The 18553-nt window shown below is 45.9% G+C and carries 17 protein-coding genes and 1 other RNA gene; 8 read left to right on the forward strand and 10 right to left on the reverse strand.

Features of this window, described 5'->3' with window-relative positions; genetic code table 11:
• Positions 1-34: 34 nt before the first annotated feature.
• The 4 genes from NOM90_RS09120 to NOM90_RS09135 all read right to left on the reverse strand — a co-directional run bounded on the left by NOM90_RS09120 (position 35) and on the right by NOM90_RS09135 (position 4595).
• Positions 35-1411, reverse strand: coding sequence for an MATE family efflux transporter (locus tag NOM90_RS09120; RefSeq protein WP_255941474.1), 1377 nt, complete (start codon positions 1409-1411; stop codon positions 35-37).
• Positions 1412-1512: 101 nt separating this feature from the next.
• A complete protein-coding gene (locus tag NOM90_RS09125; protein WP_255941475.1) occupies positions 1513-2715 on the reverse strand; it encodes a putative glycoside hydrolase in 1203 nt (400 codons plus the stop codon).
• A gap of 256 nt (positions 2716-2971) precedes the next feature.
• Positions 2972-3166: a hypothetical protein gene (locus tag NOM90_RS09130; protein WP_255941476.1), complete on the reverse strand. Its 195-nt coding sequence runs from the start codon at positions 3164-3166 to the stop codon at positions 2972-2974.
• Positions 3167-3791: 625 nt separating this feature from the next.
• Positions 3792-4595, reverse strand: a complete 804-nt coding sequence (locus NOM90_RS09135; protein WP_370866593.1) for a YitT family protein — start codon at positions 4593-4595, stop codon at positions 3792-3794.
• A 432-nt stretch (positions 4596-5027) separates the two neighbouring features.
• Here NOM90_RS09135 and cshA point away from each other — a divergent pair, with 432 nt between their 5' ends.
• The 4 genes from cshA (at position 5028) to NOM90_RS09155 (ending at position 8368) form a co-directional block, all read left to right on the forward strand.
• Positions 5028-6605 carry a degradosome RNA helicase CshA gene (cshA, locus tag NOM90_RS09140; protein ID WP_255941478.1) on the forward strand — a complete coding sequence of 526 codons (1578 nt, stop codon included), beginning with the start codon at positions 5028-5030 and terminating at the stop codon, positions 6603-6605.
• A 157-nt stretch (positions 6606-6762) separates the two neighbouring features.
• Positions 6763-7536 (forward strand): YesL family protein, encoded by a 774-nt coding sequence (locus NOM90_RS09145; protein WP_255941479.1) that lies wholly within the window; start codon positions 6763-6765, stop codon positions 7534-7536.
• Between the two features lie 59 nt (positions 7537-7595).
• Positions 7596-7785: non-coding RNA, 6S RNA (gene ssrS / locus NOM90_RS09150), on the forward strand.
• A gap of 190 nt (positions 7786-7975) precedes the next feature.
• Positions 7976-8368: a DUF1499 domain-containing protein gene (locus NOM90_RS09155; protein ID WP_255941480.1), complete on the forward strand. Its 393-nt coding sequence runs from the start codon at positions 7976-7978 to the stop codon at positions 8366-8368.
• 97 nt (positions 8369-8465) lie between these two features.
• Here the strand turns inward: NOM90_RS09155 and tpx are convergent, their stop codons facing one another.
• Positions 8466-8984, reverse strand: a complete 519-nt coding sequence (tpx, locus tag NOM90_RS09160) for a thiol peroxidase (protein WP_255941481.1) — start codon at positions 8982-8984, stop codon at positions 8466-8468.
• Between the two features lie 118 nt (positions 8985-9102).
• Here tpx and NOM90_RS09165 point away from each other — a divergent pair, with 118 nt between their 5' ends.
• A complete protein-coding gene (locus NOM90_RS09165; RefSeq protein ID WP_255941482.1) occupies positions 9103-9750 on the forward strand; it encodes a rhomboid family intramembrane serine protease in 648 nt (215 codons plus the stop codon).
• A gap of 65 nt (positions 9751-9815) precedes the next feature.
• On the opposite strand, the gene NOM90_RS09170 is transcribed toward NOM90_RS09165, so the two are convergent.
• From NOM90_RS09170 to NOM90_RS09180, 3 genes are all read right to left on the reverse strand, one after another.
• On the reverse strand, positions 9816-11531 hold the full coding sequence (locus NOM90_RS09170) for a histidine kinase N-terminal 7TM domain-containing diguanylate cyclase (protein ID WP_255941483.1): 1716 nt from the start codon (positions 11529-11531) through the stop codon (positions 9816-9818).
• Positions 11532-11741: 210 nt separating this feature from the next.
• A complete protein-coding gene (locus NOM90_RS09175) occupies positions 11742-12419 on the reverse strand; it encodes a zinc metallopeptidase (RefSeq protein ID WP_255941484.1) in 678 nt (225 codons plus the stop codon).
• 27 nt (positions 12420-12446) lie between these two features.
• Positions 12447-12878 (reverse strand): MerR family transcriptional regulator, encoded by a 432-nt coding sequence (locus NOM90_RS09180; RefSeq protein ID WP_255941486.1) that lies wholly within the window; start codon positions 12876-12878, stop codon positions 12447-12449.
• Positions 12879-13188: 310 nt separating this feature from the next.
• Here NOM90_RS09180 and NOM90_RS09185 point away from each other — a divergent pair, with 310 nt between their 5' ends.
• The 3 genes from NOM90_RS09185 to NOM90_RS09195 are packed head-to-tail and all read left to right on the forward strand — an operon-like array spanning position 13189 to position 16480.
• Positions 13189-14616 carry an ammonium transporter gene (locus tag NOM90_RS09185; RefSeq protein ID WP_255941487.1) on the forward strand — a complete coding sequence of 476 codons (1428 nt, stop codon included), beginning with the start codon at positions 13189-13191 and terminating at the stop codon, positions 14614-14616.
• 20 nt (positions 14617-14636) lie between these two features.
• On the forward strand, positions 14637-15746 hold the full coding sequence (locus tag NOM90_RS09190; RefSeq protein WP_255941488.1) for a DUF294 nucleotidyltransferase-like domain-containing protein: 1110 nt from the start codon (positions 14637-14639) through the stop codon (positions 15744-15746).
• Positions 15743-16480 carry an exonuclease domain-containing protein gene (locus tag NOM90_RS09195; protein ID WP_255941489.1) on the forward strand — a complete coding sequence of 246 codons (738 nt, stop codon included), beginning with the start codon at positions 15743-15745 and terminating at the stop codon, positions 16478-16480. Before NOM90_RS09190 ends, NOM90_RS09195 begins: the two co-directional genes overlap by 4 nt.
• Before the next feature lie 98 nt (positions 16481-16578).
• Here the strand turns inward: NOM90_RS09195 and NOM90_RS09200 are convergent, their stop codons facing one another.
• Together NOM90_RS09200 and cimA are read right to left on the reverse strand one after the other, a co-directional pair.
• Positions 16579-16716, reverse strand: a complete 138-nt coding sequence (locus NOM90_RS09200; RefSeq protein WP_255941490.1) for a hypothetical protein — start codon at positions 16714-16716, stop codon at positions 16579-16581.
• 65 nt (positions 16717-16781) lie between these two features.
• Positions 16782-18398: a citramalate synthase gene (gene cimA, locus NOM90_RS09205; RefSeq protein WP_255941491.1), complete on the reverse strand. Its 1617-nt coding sequence runs from the start codon at positions 18396-18398 to the stop codon at positions 16782-16784.
• Between the last annotated feature and the right edge of the window lie 155 nt (positions 18399-18553).

Here is an 18553-nt window from a genome sequence, read left to right on the forward strand (position 1 = left end):
GTCGAAATTTCAGACGCTGGAGCTGCTTTTATTTTTAAAAATGTAATGGATTTGTATCGGGCGATGTAGCAAGAGGCATACGCTGAACTTTGAACAATCGAAGCAGCAACAATACCGCACCGACAGCAAGCCCTGCAATTAAACCAATCCAATATCCGAACGGACCGAAAGACGTGTAGACGGCAAGGATAAACCCAACCGGTAATCCGATCCCCCAATACGCGATCAAGGTGATAAAAAATGCCGGAGTGACATCTTTGTATCCGCGTAGCGCTCCTTGAATCGGTGTTGCCAGCGCATCGGATAGTTGGAAAAAGATCGCGTAGGCTAAAAATTGCACGATCAAAGCCGTTACATTAGGGTCAGTCGAATAAATCAACGCGACGCGATCGGCAAAAAGAATCAGTACAACCGCCGTAATGAGCGCAAGCGATACCGCTAATCCGATTCCGATCAACGAATATTGCCGCGCATCTTTTCTCCGTTTGGCTCCTGCTTCGTAACCGACCAGAATCGTGAGTGCCATGCAGATCGCCAGCGGAATCATATACAGCGTCGAAGCAAAGTTGATTGCCGCCGAATGAGCCGCTACCGCATTCGTTCCAAAGCGATTCATCAGGAGCGTAACCGCAGCAAAGATCGACGTTTCAAAAAAAGTCGCAAATCCGATCGGAATCCCAAGTTTCAATAATTCGCGTTGTTTACTCCAAGAGATCCGGTGACGTTGACGGAAAAATTCGTATTGTACAAAAGGTTGGCTACGGTGCATGACGATTAGCGCGATCCCAAAAATCACCCAATACGTAATCGCGGTTGCGATTCCGGCTCCAACGCCGCCTAATTTCGGGAATCCGAACTTGCCGAAAATTAGCAGATAGTTGAGTAACAATTGCACGGGAAGCGAGCAAAGCGTGATCGTCATCGAGATTTTGGTTTTGCCCATCGCATCCATACAACCGCGCAGTACCGTATAACCGAATAGCGGCACAATGCCGAAAGCCAAGCAAAGCAAAAATTTATAAGCAGTATCCGCAACTTCAGGTTCGGCGTTCATCCATTCAATCGCAGGTTTAAGTAGGATGGCTCCGAAGATCAATACCGCTACCGAGAATAACACGGACAAGATCAACCCTTGAAAAAGATTAAAGCGAATATCCCGCTCGCGTCCACCGCCCATGAGTTGAGAAACGATCGGCATGATGCCATTGAGTACGCCGTTCAGACCTGTCTGAATCGGAATCCATAAGCTGACCCCGATCGAGACGCCCGCTTGAGCCGCTGGGCTAACATGACCCGTCATACTCGTATCGAAAAAAGCCATCGCAGATAACGCAATTTGCGTTACAAAAATCGGGAAAAAGACGATCGTAAACAATCTGAATTTTTCCTTCCACGTAGAAGTCGGTTGCATGAAGTCGTTGATCCTTTCGTAGTAAACTCCATTTGGATTTTTTTAAAAAGCGCAGGCAAAAACCCGACCATCATCGGTCGGGCTGCTGCCAATCGTCAAACTTAATCTTTTGCGCCGTAATTGCCGTTTTTCGTATAGCGGTTCGAAGCGTTCCACAGCAGATATTCATCGACATTCATATCCGCCATCGCTTTGATTTGAGCATCGACTTCGGCTTTGCCGTATTTTGTATAATGCCCGCTGCCGAGCCAGCTTGCCGTAAAGTCTTGAATCCACGGACGCACGATCGGGCGCTGCGATTCATCTTCGATCTCGTCAAGCTTTTTGAACGTATCGACCATCGATCCTTTGATCGTCACATACGGTTCTCTGTCTGGATCTTTCGCTCCAAACCAACCGGTTGAGTAGTGACTCGGATAGACCATCGGAGCGATAACGTCGACGTTTTCCGAAATTTTCGTAAAGTCTTGTCCGATTCCGTCTGCAGCAGGAACCGACGCCGCATAACCGAAGATATCGACCGAGACGCGAACGCCGAGCGGAGCGAGTTCTTTACGTGCGTATTGCACAAACTCGGATACCGCTTCGGTACGCGTCGAATCTGTTTTTTCATAAATCAACTCGTCGGCACGTTTTTCAAAACCTTCTGCGAAACGTACATAGTCGAACTGGATTTCTTTGAAACCAAGCGCTGCCGCTTCTTTGGCAATATCGACGTTGTAATCCCAGACTTCTTTGCTATATGGGTTCACGAAAGCGTCGCCGCCGCCATTTTTCCATACCGAGCCGTCTTTATTCGTAAACGAAAGTTCAGGATGATTTTGAGCCAAGATCGTATCTTTGAATACAACGATACGAGCGATCGGGTAGACGTTGTGTTTTTTCAGTCTGTCCATTAAAGCATTGATATCCGGAATAAATTTTTGCGCCGTACCCATTTTGAGCAGCTCTTTATTTTCTGTCTTGTACGTTATGTATCCCAAGTCATCTTTAATATCGATAACCATTGAATTCAGACCCGTATTATCCAGTAAATCAAGCAATTCCGTCATACGCGAACCGCCTGCGCTATAGGCTGTTACATAGATGCCTTTGACTTTCGGAGCATCCGGTTGAGGATCGATTTTGACGGGAGGGTTGTTTGCATCGATCACGACACTATCTTTTTGCGCCGTTAGCGTGCTCAGGTTCCAAGCCGATTCCACCGCGACCGTAATTGGGTTGGCTTGAATCGGTGCAACGGGTGCGCTTTCAGGGTTGTGACTGCTTACAGTGAGCGCTAAAAGGCTCCATAAAATATCCATTGATGTATTCTCTCCCTCTTATGTACATGATTCTTGGCTGCCCAGCCTCTACCCAGTATAGCCTTTTTCTTAATCAAGTGAAGCAACAAATTTGTCACGAAATGGCTAAAAGGCATTTCTGCAACCTTTAACCTTCCGTTGAAGTGGCGAAACAGCAAGTTACAAATGCAGACTTACGTCTACACATAGGTAGGGCCGCCCTTTCCCGAAGGAATCGAGCGGCCTATGGAGAAAACTTTTACAAGGTTCAAGCGACTTAATGTAAAACTTCCGGCGACTGGTGCTCCAAGATGCTGTGGTGAATAATGTCAAGTGCGTCGTCGGCTTCCAGAATGCCCAGGCCGTCACGAAGGACGATCACGGAATCCAGCTCTTGCTGCTTCAAGAAGGAAAGCATGTCAGGGTACCATTTCATCACGATTTGTTCAAGTTTTACGGCTTCCATTTCCATAGTCGTCACCCTTTCTATTCCGGAATCGTGTGTCATTGTCTGACTCGAATACCTGAGAAAAGCTAACCTTGCACTATCTATGAAGCTGAAGGCGTGTTGCTTGTAAAACCGGCGCGCCGCAGAGCACGCAGGATGTGGTACGGGGTTATTATATCACATCGCGTTTGGATTCGCGAAAATGCTTGGTGCGGGGAGAGAAGGCGGAGCGGGAAATTCGTTTAAAACGCTGCTTAACCCGGAAAGGAGTAGGAAAATTCGAGAAGCAACTTTCCAGGTTCAAAGGCGTTTTTCACTGAATTTCCCGCTCCGCTCCCACGCACCGAAGTCGCGCATCCCTATTTGAAGAGATCTAATAATCGAAGATTATTATTGGTTCTTTAAGGTTTTTTCTTTTTTTCTCTACACAAAAAAAGAAAGCGCCCGCGAGGGTCGCTTTATAGAAGCTGCTGAAAGCCAGCGGAGGGTTAAAGGCAGTGGAGGAATGGAATGTTCGCCTTTGAATTCGGGAAATCCCCTTGAAAGGATTCTACAAAATAAAATTTCCCGAATTCAACAAGCGACCGAAACGCCTTTAACCCGCAGCGCCTCCCAGCACCCACCTAACTCTATCCGACAAACTTCCCACTTAAACGGAGCGCTTGCGGAACGACCCCATTACACCGACCGTTTCCACGATATTGACGAAAGCATTAGGATCGGCTTCTTTAATGATCCGTTTAAGTTCGGCAAGTTCGTAACGCGTCGTCACCGTCATCAGCATGTCTTTTTTAGCGTGAGAAAAAGCACCTTCGGCAGGAATACGCGTCACGCCGCGCTCGATCTGAAGCAATCGCTCCAACAATTTTTCGGTATCGCTCGAAATAATAAACAACGTCACTTTCGTATGACTGACGTGAATCATATCGACGACTTTACCGGTAATGTAGATCGATACCATAGAGAGCAGCGCCAAATTCCAATCATTTTGCAAATAACCCATCGCCAAGATCACGAGCGCGTTCAAAGCCACGAGCACACTGCCGACCGGGAAATCGCGGTAACGCGTCACGATCGAACCGAGAATATCGAAGCCGCCGCTCGATCCGCCTACGCGGAACGAAATCCCCGCACCGACGCCTACTAAGATGCCGCCGAACACCGAAGACAAGATCGGGTCGTTTGCGACCATACGCTCAGGTACGATTGCGATTAGCGCGGTTACGGCTGCTACGGATACGATGCTCAGCAAAATAAAGCGGCGTCCCAGCAGGAACCAGCCTGCGATCAGCATCGGGACGTTATACACAAAGTACAAAATTCCGATGGAAAGTGGCGTGAAATAACCGGTTAACATCGATAATCCCGACACGCCGCCACTTAGCAATTGATGCGGAATTAAAAATAAATTGAAGCCTGCGGCTATCAGCAAAGCACCGATAACCGTCGTCATAATATGACCGATACGAATAAACAACACTCACCACTCCTGAAAATAAAATGAAAATCTAAGAACAAAAATGAAAACGATGAAAAAATGTGACAAATCTTTGAAAGGTTTACTGGCTTTTTTATAGTCACTTATGCTATAATGATTTAGATGTTCTTGAGTAGATCTTTCTCGTTTCCGTAACCCTCCATGGCTGAACGGAAGAATTACGAGTTAAAGGATAAACGGTATATAATATAGCTTCAGCTTTTCAGCTTCGGCATTTGAAGAAGCTCCTCCCTTGTCCAAGTCAGTGTTCGGAAAACTTGGTATTGTCAGCATATGAGGAACCCTTCGGTTATCGATCGGTTGCGGCTACTTAAGAATACAGAATACGAAAGCGACTTGTCCACAGAGAAGTGGCAGCTCGCCCACAATAAAAGGAGCATGAATATATTGGCAAATTTTGTAGACTTTGATTTAGAACCAAAGGTACTTCAAGCAATCACGGAAATGGGCTTCGAGGAAGCTACTCCGATTCAATCGCAGGCGATTCCGATCGCCCTGAGCGGAAGCGACATGATCGGTCAAGCACAAACAGGTACAGGTAAAACAGCTGCATTCGGTATTCCGATGATCAGCAAAATCGCACGTGAAGAAGAAAAAATCTCGGCACTCGTTATGGCACCGACTCGCGAACTCGCGATTCAAGTTGCTGACGAAATCGAGAAATTGGCACGTTTCAAAGGCCTTCGTTCTTTGGCAATCTATGGTGGACAAGATATCGTTCGCCAAATTCGCGCTTTGAAAAGAAAGCCACAAATCATCATCGGTACACCAGGACGTTTGCTTGACCATATCAACCGTAAAACGATCAAACTCGATGATGTTCAAACGGTTGTATTGGACGAAGCGGACGAAATGCTCGACATGGGCTTCATGGACGATATCCAATCGATCCTGAAACTCGTTCCAGAAGAGCGTCAAACGTTGCTCTTCTCGGCAACAATGCCAGCTAACATCAAGCGTCTGGCTGAACAATTCTTGAAAAACCCGCAACATGTATCGGTAATCCCGAAACAAGTTAGCGCTCCGTTGATCGATCAGGCTTATATTGAAGTGCCTGAGCGTCAAAAATTCGAAGCATTGACTCGTCTGATCGATATGGAATCGCCGGAACTTGCGATCTTGTTCGGACGTACAAAACGTCGCGTTGACGAATTGGCAGAAGCTCTGCAAAAACGTGGATATTCCGCTGACGGTCTGCACGGTGACCTTTCGCAGAACCAACGTGATGCGGTTATGCGTAAATTCCGCGACGGCAGCATCGAAGTGCTTGTAGCTACAGACGTAGCAGCACGTGGTCTGGACGTATCGGGCGTATCGCACGTTATCAACTTCGACCTTCCACAAGATCCGGAAAGCTACGTTCACCGTATCGGTCGTACCGGTCGTGCAGGTAAAGAAGGTAAAGCATGGTCGTTCGTAACACCACGCGAATTGGATCACTTGAACTTCATCGAGCGTGTAACACGCCACAAAATCGCACGTAAACCGCTCCCAACAATGAGCGAAGCGATTGAAGGCAAACAACGCATCTTGGCTGAACGTTTGCTTGAAGTGGTACAAGATGGTGAACTGAACGAATATAAAGCAATCGCGATTCAAATGTTGGAACAATTCGATTCCGTAAACTTGTTGTCGGCAGCGATGAAATTGATGACTGGCGAGAAAAAAGACGCGAAGATCGAATTGACTCCGGAAGATCCGGTTCGCGCAAAACGTCGTAAACCTTCGGGTAGCTACGGCGGCGGACGCAGCGGTGGCGGATACAAAGGCGGTAGCGGCGGTTATAAAGGTGGCTACAAAGGCGGAAGCACAGGTGGACGCAGCGGTGGTTACCAAGGGAACCGCAGCAGCAACGGAACTGGCGGATACAAAGGTTCCAAAGAAGGCGGATACCAAGGTCGCGGAGGCAAATCTTCGTACCAAGGCGATCGTCCAGCTCCAAAACGCGATAATTTTGAAGGATAATCAATAATGAAGAAAAGGAGGCGGCGCAGTCATGCGTCGTCTTTTTTGTGCGATCATTTCGAAAGCCTTTTTGATAACAGTGGTTTTTCAGACCGACAATCGGTATAATTGAACTAGCTAAGCTGAGTACGATTTGATTTTTGAGGAGGAATACCTGTTGGAATTTAGGGGGCTTACAGGGGGCATTTACCGTTTAACAGAGTGGATCATGCGTCTTTCAGGGACGAATTTGCTTTGGGTATTATGTTCATCACCGTTTTTATTTATTTTGTATATGCGACTTGCGATTGATCCACAGTATGTGAATGAAGCATTATTGCTGAATTGGGTATTGGGAGTTCTGGCACCGATTACATTATTCCCTGCGACGTCGGCGATGTTCACCGTGACGCGCAAATGGGTAATGGGCGAACCGGATATCAAAATTTTCCGTACTTATTTTAGAGGATACAAAGAAAACTACAGACAAAGTTTGGTTGGCGGTATTTTCTATACGCTGCTGTTTGTCGTCATGTATGTAGATATTACGGTATATATGGTGCAGTTCCGTAATATGCAGTTGTTCGGCATCTTGATGCTGATCTTGATGATTTTGCTATTCGTATCGCTGTTTAACTTCTTCTCGATGGTTGCTCATTACCATATGAAGATCGGCGGTATTTTGAAAAATGCGATTTTGCTGACGTTGCTTCGTCCAATCCGCGTATTCTCGACATTGGTTGGAGCAATCGCCGTCTTTTATATTTGCTGGACTTATATGCCTGTATTGTTTGTGATTTTCGCAGGTAGCGTGATTTCTTGGTTCGCTTTCCTTAACTTCTACGCGACATTCCAAAAGATGCAAGATCAAGCGAAAAAGCGCGAAGAAGAACAAAGCGGAGAAGAACCTCCAGAGTTGATTGATTTGGATAAAGAGAAAAAAGGCAAATAATTTTGGATAAAAAATGGGAGTGGCGTTTACAAAGAAAGACGTTAGCGCTATAATAACTCTACATCCTGCGATGTACGTTGCGGTATTTCGTTGTTTTGAACCAATGAATAAGTCTCGGGAGATCTATATTAGTCGCCGCGATGAAATGCCCTGTCTATATGACTTGGGGACTTCAAAGCCCGTCTTGCGGTCACCCACCTGCGATAGCAGGTTCGAGACAATGTTGCCGTACGGCAGAGCGGGATCCTTACTTTTCCAATATCGGATTTCGCATATAGTATCAGTTGCAATTGATTTGTTCCAAAAGGGAAAAAGCGTTCTTGGCTCGGGAAAATTCCTGACACAAGAACGCTTTTTTTGCTGTGTTTTTCTTTTGTTCTGAATCGAACAATGCTAAACTAGAAAGTAGAATGAAGGTAACGTCAAAGGAGGAAAGATTTTGTCGGTTAAACGTACATTGGTCGGACTCTTTCGTAGCCAAGAAGGCACGAGTGATCGCGCGACCGATCCCAAAATGAAAACGAGATACTACAGCCTTTCTAGAGATAGAGCTTGGGAAGAAGTCAGTTCCACTCTGAAAAAAATCCCCGGCTACAAAGTGCTGCATGAAGTACCTAGCGTCGGTGAAATCATTTTGGAGAAGCGCACAAAGTTTGGCAGAACGATGGACATTACCGTTTCGGTATTGGCAGTCGGCCCTGTAAAAAGTGCGGTCGATATTTATTCGGCTTCACGTGGTTCGTTAGGCGATCTGGGTGCAAATTATCGGACGATTATCAGTTTGTTTACGATTTTAGATAAAAAATTAGCATCTCATAAAACGACTGGTTAACTGAAGATTTTTTTGCTTATGTATGTAAGCGTACCCGCTCTATGAATTTCCGTGAGCGGGTACGCTTTTTTTGATCGAATCAGGTTGAAGTTAGCGATTACAGAAGAGCTTTAACCGCTGCGATCGCTTGCTCGTAGTTCGGATGTTCGCTCATTTCTTTCAGATACTCGATATACGTAATGCGGTTATCGGCATCCAGAACGAAAATTGCACGCATATCCAGTTGCAACTCTTCGATCAATACGCCATAAGCTTCGCCGAAAGAACGTGCTTTGTAATCAGACAAAGTCACGACTTGATCGACACCTGCGGCTCCGCACCAACGTGCTTGAGCGAACGGCAGATCGACGCTGACTGTGATGATCACTACATCTTCGCCAAGATCAGCAGCTTCGGTATTGAAGCGACGTGTTTGCGCATCGCAAGTCCCTGTATCGAGCGAAGGTACGACACTGATCAATTTGATTTTGCCGGAGAAGTCGCTTAACGATGCTTCTTCCACCAGGTTGCGGTTCAATTTGAAGTCCGGTGCAGTGTCGCCGACTTGAAGTTCAGGACCGATGAGGGTGATCGGATTGCCTTTGAATGTTGCGACGCCAGTTCGTTGATTTGCCATAGGTAAAGAACCTCCTTAAGTGTTGGTGCAAATGGGATTTTGGATTTTCCCGTACGTTTTCATTATAATGTGTATAATCGATTCTTTGCAAAAAAAGAGGTTAGAAAAGGGGAAAATCATGATTTTTGTTCGGTACGAAAAATGGAATCAATATCTGAAGTTTTATCCGGTTACGACAGTACTGGTACTGATCAATATCATTATGTTTATCGTATTGGCTTTTAATGGAGCATATAGCCGGGACGCTTCAGGCGTTATTTTGCTTCAATACGGAGCTTTATCCAATGTAGTCGGAGTTCCCGGCATTGATCATGTCGACTCGCCGTGGCGTTACTTAACTTCCGTGTTTTTACATGGCGGATTTGAGCATTTACTGTTTAACTGTTTTGCGATTATTGTCTTTTTACCGCCGCTTGAACGATTGCTTGGTCATATCCGGTATGCGATTCTGTATTTGGGAAGCGGCATTATTGCGAATGTGATCAGTATGGGGTATTACGATCGAATCGGAGAGTTCTTTATTTCGGTTGGGGCTTCGGGTGCGATCTACGGAGGTTACGGAGCCTTTTTGTACCTGGCTTTGTTCCAACGTAACAAGATGGATAAAGCCTCCAGACAAACGGTATATATTTTGCTTGTGATGGGTCTTATCCTAAGCTTCGCAACGCCGAACGTGAATATTTCAGCGCATATTGGCGGCGCGATCGCCGGGTTCTTTTTATACGGCTTGCTTGTTCGTTTGCCGATCGGCAAAAAAGTTGGATAGTCAGAGTAAACAAAACCCGCTTTCTTCATTAGAAGAGAGCGGGTTTTTTAATGTAAACTTTTATTCTACATTTCGGCTTCACGGATTTCTTTTTGCGATACATGAAAGACATCCGAGATTTGGATACAATTTCTGCCTCGGTTTTTAGCTTCATAGAGCGGCTTATCGACTTCGGCAAACAAACTGTTCAAATAATCGTCCAAATACATTTCGTTATACGTAGTGTCAAAATCTGTAATTGCGAGCACGCCTAGACTGATCGTAACGCTGACCGGATCGGTAGATCCGCTGAGATTCATAATATTTTGCTCGACAGATAGCCTTACTTGTTCAGCAATTTGCGCCGCGCGATCCCGATCCGTACAAGGAAGATACAAAATAAATTCTTCGCCGCCATATCGTGCCAAAATATCGCTACTGCGTATTTCTTGCTTCACGATCTGCGCAGTGCGGTAAAGGACTTCGTCGCCCGAGACATGACCGTACCGATCATTGATCGTTTTGAAAAAGTCGATATCAAACAAAATAAAAGCGAAAGGAATCTTTTGCTGAATATTAGCGTTCATCTCCTGCGTTAATCGCTGCGTCAAATAATGTCGGTTGTAACAACCTGTCAAACTATCGGTTAACGCCATTTCTTCGAGTTTTCGATTGGCTTTCGATAATTCTAGGCGTGTACGATCCAACGAACGATTGCGTTCGTGCAACAATTCATTTTGACGATTTAATTCTTGGACAAGGCGGCGTTCTTGCGACACATCCTGGAACGTTAAAATATGCCCGATCGGTACTTGTGAAGCATCGAAAATCGGAGACGTTTGTAAAATAAAATGCAGTTCGCTTTTTTGTTTGAATAGCAGCTCGATATGGAATAAGCCTTGTTCTTTTGCTTTGTAATGTTCCAGAAATTCAGCGTCATGATCGGTATGATGTACAGTCGTGAAAAAAAGGTCAATATCGAACAAATCGCCAACCTTTTTATTTACGAAAACTTGCGAGGCACGATTGGCTTCAATGATCATATGATCTTCGTCCAATACCAAAATACCGTGAGGAATCGTATTGATAATATCGTCATGTGCAATAGAAACGAGATCAAATACTTTGTAGTGCATGATCACGAAAATGAAAAAAAGATCCGCAATCAAAATGCCGAGCGAAGTCAGACCCGGGATGACAGGGAAATAAGCGGTAAGAACAACATTGAAAAGAGTATCAAGCGCAGCAAAAAAGACCAACGTGTAGATCCCAGCCAGAATAATACGAATTTGTTTTTTGAGACTTTTTGTCGTGGAATAAGACCGAACTTTGTTGAGAAGAATAAATAATGAGATAAGCAAATAACCGGCAATCACAATCATCGTCAACCAAAATAATGGACCGTAAGCACGATCGACATAGTTGTTCGTTTTAGGACTCGTAAATAGATAGAAGGGGTTAAACACAGCCCCAAGCGAGGAAAGAATAGCAGGAATAAAAAGAAGAGTCATTGATTTTCGGCTTACCTTTTGGTCGTCTCCGGTTAAAAATAGCGTAAATAATAACCAACCGCTTGCGAGCATCGACGAAGCCACAAAAGATAACGATACATACATAAATTGAATATCGACGTCTTGTACGATATGCGTAGCGAACTGACAAAGCGGCCACAACATCATAAAAAAGTGAAAAACAAAATAGACCTTATGTAGATTGGTAATCCGAACCGTAAAAAAGACAAAGACCAGTAAGAAAGCTAGGAAAGCAAACAATAAAAGATCAAACCATACTGATAAGCTCACGAGTCTTCTCCTTTTATATGCACATGCTCTGCGATAGATAGTAAGACTAAAGTAGGTGTATCGTACCATAAAACCTAGAGAATTAGCCAGCATTATCGTCCACGCTCGAAAGATTAACGTCTTTTTAACAAAGATCGAACACTATTTTTATAAAAACAAAAACGGCGCGGTTTGAGCACCGGCGCCGTTTTGATCATTCTTTTTTCATTTTTAGTCGCGATTGTTGAAGATCCCGATCAAACGGATCAATTCAAGCAAAGCGACAAGTGCGGCAGCAACATAAGTTAAAGCAGCTGCATTCAAGACTTTGCCGACTCCGCGTTCTTCTTCGTTCGTGATATAGCCTTCGGATACCATCACTTCACGAGCACGGTTGCTGGCATTGAATTCGACTGGCAATGTGATCAGTTGGAAAATGACCGTCACTGCGAAGAACAAGATGCCGAGACCGATCAGCGTATGGCTGAACAAGAAACCACCAAGAATCAAAAATGGGGCTACGCCGGAAGCAAAGTTCACAACCGGGAAAATCTTATGGCGCAACGATAACATCGGATACGCTTCTTTATGTTGAATCGCGTGACCAATTTCGTGACAAGCAACCGATACCGAAGAAATACTATTTCCATAGTAGACATCTTCCGATAAAGCTACCGTACGATTGACTGGGTTGTAATGGTCAGAGAGTACGCCGGGTACAGATACGATCTGTACATTTTGCAGACCGTGCGTATCCAGCATATGGCGCGCCGCTTCGTAACCGGTCATATGACTGTGTACCGGAACTTCGCTCCATTTTCTATACGTGCTTTTGACCTTAAACTGTGCCCAAATCGTCAAAATGAATGCCGGAATAATCAAAATATACATAAAAACATTAAAGCTCATTAATAGTTTCCCTCCATATTAAATAGATTACATGATGGAATTTTGCCCGAGCAACAACTTGATCGCTTCCATGCAGGCAATACCTTGTGGAAGTAATTGAGAGAACGTCTTGCGTGCTTGTACAGGATCGAGCCCTTGGAGCAGAGGTTGTAGTTCTTTTAACTCTTTCTCCACTTGAGCTAAGTGACTTTCGAGCAAGGTAAGCTTTTCCGAGACGCGTTCATCTCCAGAAGCAGCGTTCCATTTATCGAGTCTTTCCCGAATCTCTTCCAATGTAAACTTTTCGTTTTTCAACTCATGAATACGTGTAAGGCGAAGTAAGGTTTCGGGTCCGTACAGTCGATAGTTGGTCATAGAACGGTCTTGAGGATGGATTAAGCCTAACTTGGTGTAATAGTCGATGGTACGTTCGCTGGTTCCTGCGGCTTTGGCAAGTTCTCCGATTCTAAAAAGCTTCATATCTCCACCGCTGCCTCACCCTTTCCGCCGATTCTGCTAAAAGTAAGTAAATATAAAAAGATAGTCTTGACAAATTCAATTATATCCAACGAAAAGCGTACAGTCAAACGTCATGCTTTAATTCTGAAAGTACGCTGTGCCGCGTTAACGTGTCATGATGAATATGTCAAGAAAAAATTCAGAAAATCCTGAAAATAAATTTTGGTTTTTTTATGAAAATACACTTGTCAGCTTTCTTGCCGCGGTCTATAATGACATCAAGGATTTCACATTGTGTTAGAAAAAATAACATGAAGAGGGCGTGGGGAGTTTGAAAAAGAAGTGGTGGGTAGCACTCGGAGCTTTGACGGTAGGTTCAGCATTTCCGGTTAGCGCGTTTGCAGCGGAAGCAGTAGACGGCGAAGCATTGTCGAACGGCGTGAATATGGCATTCGTATTTTTAGCAGCCGTACTCGTTATTTTCATGCAAGCAGGCTTTGCTCTACTGGAAGCTGGTTCGGTACGTATGAAAAATGCCGGGCACGTTGCCGGTAAAACAATCCTTTCCTTCGGCGTAGCAAGCGTGGCATTCTGGGCTTTCGGCTTCGCATTCGGATTCGGTAACGGTAACGGATTCTTCGGGTTTGAAGGCTTCTTCTTTGGAGGAGACACGCAAGCGGCTTCCTTCGATTCCGTAAACGGCTTCGGTCTTCCCGTTTCTCTTATGTTCTTATTCCACCTTGCTTTTGCAGGCGTATCGCTAGCGATTGCAGGCGGCGGTCTTGCTGAACGTGCCAAACTCAGCGTATATATCGTATTCGGCGCTTTGTTCACGATCATCATCTATCCGGTTATCGCTCACTGGGTATGGGGCGGCGGTTGGCTCGGTTCGATGGGGATGCAAGACTTCGCAGGATCGACTGTCGTTCACTTAACAGGTGCAACAGCAGCTCTTGTCGCAACGATTATGCTCAAACCTCGTTTGGGTAAATATAGCAAAGACGGCAAACCGAATAGTATTCTTGGGCACAACCAAGTATTGTCGGTGCTTGGCGTTATCATCTTGTGGGTAGGTTGGTTCGGATTCAACCCAGGTAGTGCATTGACGGTTATGGATGGATTCTTTGCTTACGTTGCGTTGACGACGAATATCGCAGCGGCAGCAGGCGGCGTAGCGGCATTGTTGGTTTCTTGGATCGTATTTGGTAAAGCAGATATTCCAAGTATGCTTAACGGCGTATTGGCAGCACTGGTAGCGATCACAGGTTCGTGTGCATTCGTTGAGCCGTGGGCAGCAATCGTAATCGGTCTGGTGGCAGGCGTACTGACATTCTTCACAGCTCAATGGTTTGAAAAAGCAGGCGTGGATGATCCCGTCTTCGCATTCTCCGTACACGGTATTGCCGGAATCTGGGGCGCGCTGTGCACAGGCTTCTTCGCAACACCGGAACTGTCTACAGACAAAGGTCTGGGTCAAGCAGGTCTGTTCTATGGTGGCGGATTGCACCAACTGGGCGTTCAAGCGCTTGGCGTAATCGGTACATTGGCTTTCGTAGGCGCTGTAACATTCATCATCTTCGCAATCTTGAAAGCAACTATGGGTATCCGTGTAACGGAAGAAGAAGAAATGATGGGTCTGGATATCAGTGAACACGGAAACTACGGTTACCCGGAACAAATGAAAAATGCAGGAGAAACAACATTCCACGGACCTACAAATCCAGATGGAAGCAAAAAAACAACACCAGCTAATGCTTAATTGCAGAAAAAAATAGCGCTATGCAGAAAAGGGGGAATTCGGTGAAACCGACCGATTCGTATCCGAATCCTTTCATTGCATCCAACGAAGATCTATCGAAAATCGATTCCCCCGAAGCGCTTCGCGCAAAAAGGGTCGAGATGCAGAAGCAATTGCGAAGCCAGTATTCCGAACTTCAAGTATTGGATTGGAATAGGGACGTAAATGTCATGCACGATGTTCTGATGAAGCGCGCAGTCGAGTTATGCGAGCGTGAGATGGAGGAGGCGGGCTACGGTCCGCCTCCTGTGTCTTATGCTTTCGTTGTATTTGGCAGTGCAGGTAGACAGGAGCAGACGTTATGGAGCGATCAAGATAACGGATTGATTTTGTCTGATGAAGAACATCAGAATAAAGATCTTTACTTTGCGGAGTTTGGACGTCGACTAACAGACATTTTGGAGCAGACAGGTTATGAGAAATGCGAAGGCAAAGTGATGTGTTCCGAATCCAGATGGCGACAAACGTCTTCGGAATGGAGAACGCAACTCGAAGAATGGCGCAGCGACCTAAGCTGGGAGCCGGTACGATATTTGATTATCGCATCCGATCTGCGTCATATCGCTGGCAATGTGAAATTATCCGAACAATGGCGCAAAGATTTTCATGACGGTATTCGGGGGAATGTTTCTTTACACGCTGCAATCTTGCGTAATACGGTCAGACACAAAAAGACGTTGAATGTGTTAGGACAAGTGGTTACCGAACGATTTGGCGATCATGCGGGCGATTTTGATGTCAAGTATGGCATGTATATTCCACTCGTCAATGCTGCTCGGTGTTTTGCGATTCAACATAATATTGAGGAATCGTCTACATTGAAGCGGTTAGAGCGTCTGATTCAATTCGAAGCCACTTCGCTACCTTTGCTAGAACCGACTTATGAAGCTTTTTTGACCGCACTGCGGTTACGGGATATGACGTATTCCACCGAGCAAAATGGATTGCTCGAAAGTACAGGGTATCTACTGAGTGAAGAATTAAAAAAGAAAGAACAGTTTTACGAACTGCGCGACGCGCTGGTATTGGTGCGTAAATTGCATCGCGTGCTTGCACGTCAGCTCAGATTTGCAGAAAGGAGACGCGCATGAAACAACCGGCTGGGTCGAGAAGCGGATTTTGGAATATGCTACGCGGCGGCGGAGTCCCGTCGGCTGTAGCCTCGGTATTCGGCGGACAAAGTGCTCACCAAATGGCGTTTATTCGCTCGCTCAGCCGAGAACAGCGTAGGCCTGAAGCGTTGATTACCCCGCTGAGCGAATTGGAGACTGTCGTGTTCGATCTGGAGACGACCGGATTCAATTGTCAAAAAGGCGACGAGATTTTGTCGTTCGGAGCGGTCAAAATGAAAGGCGGGCAAGTGCTGGAAAACGAGACGTTTTATACGTTAGTGAATCCCAAAACGGACGTACCGCCGCATATCACCGATCTGACCGGCATTACACCTGAAATGGTCGAAAGTGCGCCTTCGTTAATCGAAGGGCTGCATGATTTTATGGCTTTTATCGGTCATTCCGTATTGATTGCCCATGCTAGCGCGCATGACAAAGCTTTTTTGAACAATGCGCTTTGGAAAACATCAAAAACGCATCTGACCCATCGGGTGATCGATACGATGATGATTGCAAGACTACTGAATCCGACTCGATCGGGCTATGGACTAGATGAGTTATTGGTGGAAGAAGGGATCGAAATCAAAGAACGCCATCATGCGCTTGGCGATTCTCTGATGACTGCCAAGCTATGGGGCGGTTATATGGAGCGAGTCCGGGCTAATGAAATTTCTACATTGGGTGACCTTTATGCACATCTTAGCCATACTTGATCCAGATTGAACAAACAAAAATCCCGTATCTGATTCGGTGTAAGCCGTCATTGGACGAAAATACCGAGAATCGATACGAGATCATTGATTTTGAGTCATCATGGGAAGTTATAAAGCGGCGGGTTAGGCGCTACGTTGCGAACCGGATTCATACTCCGCTTCGCATGTCGCCCGCTGCGAATGACTTTGCTTTGAAATGATGTACCCTCATTTCGAAGCAAGGTTTCATTACCCATGTTTACCCCTCTCATACTGGGCTTTCCGCTACGGCGGGAAGTCGTTTTTTTGTTTTGTTTACAAGTTAATGGTTGAGCAGACCCGGACGAGGTTCGGCAATCATTGCCGCTGCGGCAGGTTCTTGACCCAGCAGCGCATAACGCATACTGTCGACTAAAGCTTCCCAGCTGGCTTCGATTACGTTGCCGGAGACGCCGACGGTACTCCAAGTTTCTTCGGCATTGCGAGATTCGATCAAGACGCGAACTTTCGAAGCCGTAGCTTCTTTGTCGTCCAAGACCCGCACTTTGTAATCGCTCAAGTGCATATCCATCAATTGCGGATAATACTGTAACAATGCTTTTCGCAGTGCATTATCGAGCGCATTGACCGGGCCGTTTCCTTCGCCGGCGGTATACAAGCTTTCGCCGCCAATTCGAAGTTTGACGAACGCTTCCGAGACAACCGGCTTTCCAGCCGATTTTTCGACTAACATTTTAAAAGACTCGAAAACAAAAAGTTCGCGGACTTCGCCGCTGGCTTCGCGTAGTAGCAGTTCAAGTGACGCATCGGCGCCTTCGAATTGATACCCACGATGCTCCAATTCTTTGATCCGTCCGATCGTTTCGGAAGCTTGCGGGCTTTTCGGATCAAGTTCAATCCCTAATTCTTTGGCTTTAGAGATCAGATTGCTTTGCCCGGCGAGTTCGGAGACCAGTACCCGTTGTTTGTTGCCGACAAGTTCCGGTGCAATATGTTCGTAAGTTCGAGAATCCCGCAAAATCGCCGAGACATGAATCCCGCCTTTATGCGCGAATGCGGCGCTGCCGACGTAAGGCTGACCGGTTGGCATATGCACATTGGCAATTTCGCTCACGTAACGAGCGACTGGAACGAGCTGCGATAATTTGTTTTCTGGCAAACAAGACCAGCCGAATTTCAATTGCAGATTCGGAATAACGGAGCACAGATTGGCGTTGCCGCACCGCTCTCCATATCCATTGATCGTTCCTTGAACTTGCAAAGCGCCTGCGGAGATTGCACTAAGCGCATTGGCAACAGCGAGTTCGCAATCGTTATGCGTGTGAATACCTAGACGAACGTCAGGCATTTCAGCCAAAAGAGCTTCGACCGTATCGCGGATTTCATGCGGCATAGTTCCGCCATTCGTATCGCATAATACCAACCAATCGGCTCCCGCTTCGGTAGCGGTACGTAGTACCGTTTTGGCATAATCGGCATTATTTTTAAATCCGTCGAAAAAATGCTCCGCATCGAACATCACTTCAAGCCCGCGACGTTTGAGATAAGAGATCGAATCGGCGATCATCGCCAAATTTTCTTGCAAAGTCGTCTGGAGTGCGGTATGCACATGAAAATCCCAAGCTTTTCCGACTAAGGTAGCTGCTTGCGCACCGGATTCGGCAATCAATCGCAAATTATCGTCGTCTTCGACCGAAGCGTTTTTACGGCGTGTACTGCCAAAAGCAACGATCTTGGCTCGAAGCCCCAGTTCTTTGACCCGGCGGAAAAATTCAATATCTTTGCCATTGCTGCCGGGATTGCCTCCTTCAATATAATGCACGCCTAGCTCATCGAGCTTTACAGCGATTTTAAGCTTGTCATCGGCAGACAGGCTAATGCCTTCTCCTTGTGTGCCGTCTCTTAAAGTGGTATCGAAAATGGTGATCGACCGTGTCATAGAATGACTCCTTTCCGCCCGTATTAATTGTGGATTATAGCATGAACGCTTTAAACCGGTATAGTAGCGGATTTAACAATTTTCGCTCGTAAAAAAAGACGCACGGAATGTTGTCCGCGAGAGGTGGATGTGCAAAAAAATGTTACATCGCCAAC

The organism is Saccharibacillus sp. JS10 (assembly GCF_024436065.1).
Classification (GTDB): domain Bacteria; phylum Bacillota; class Bacilli; order Paenibacillales; family Paenibacillaceae; genus Saccharibacillus.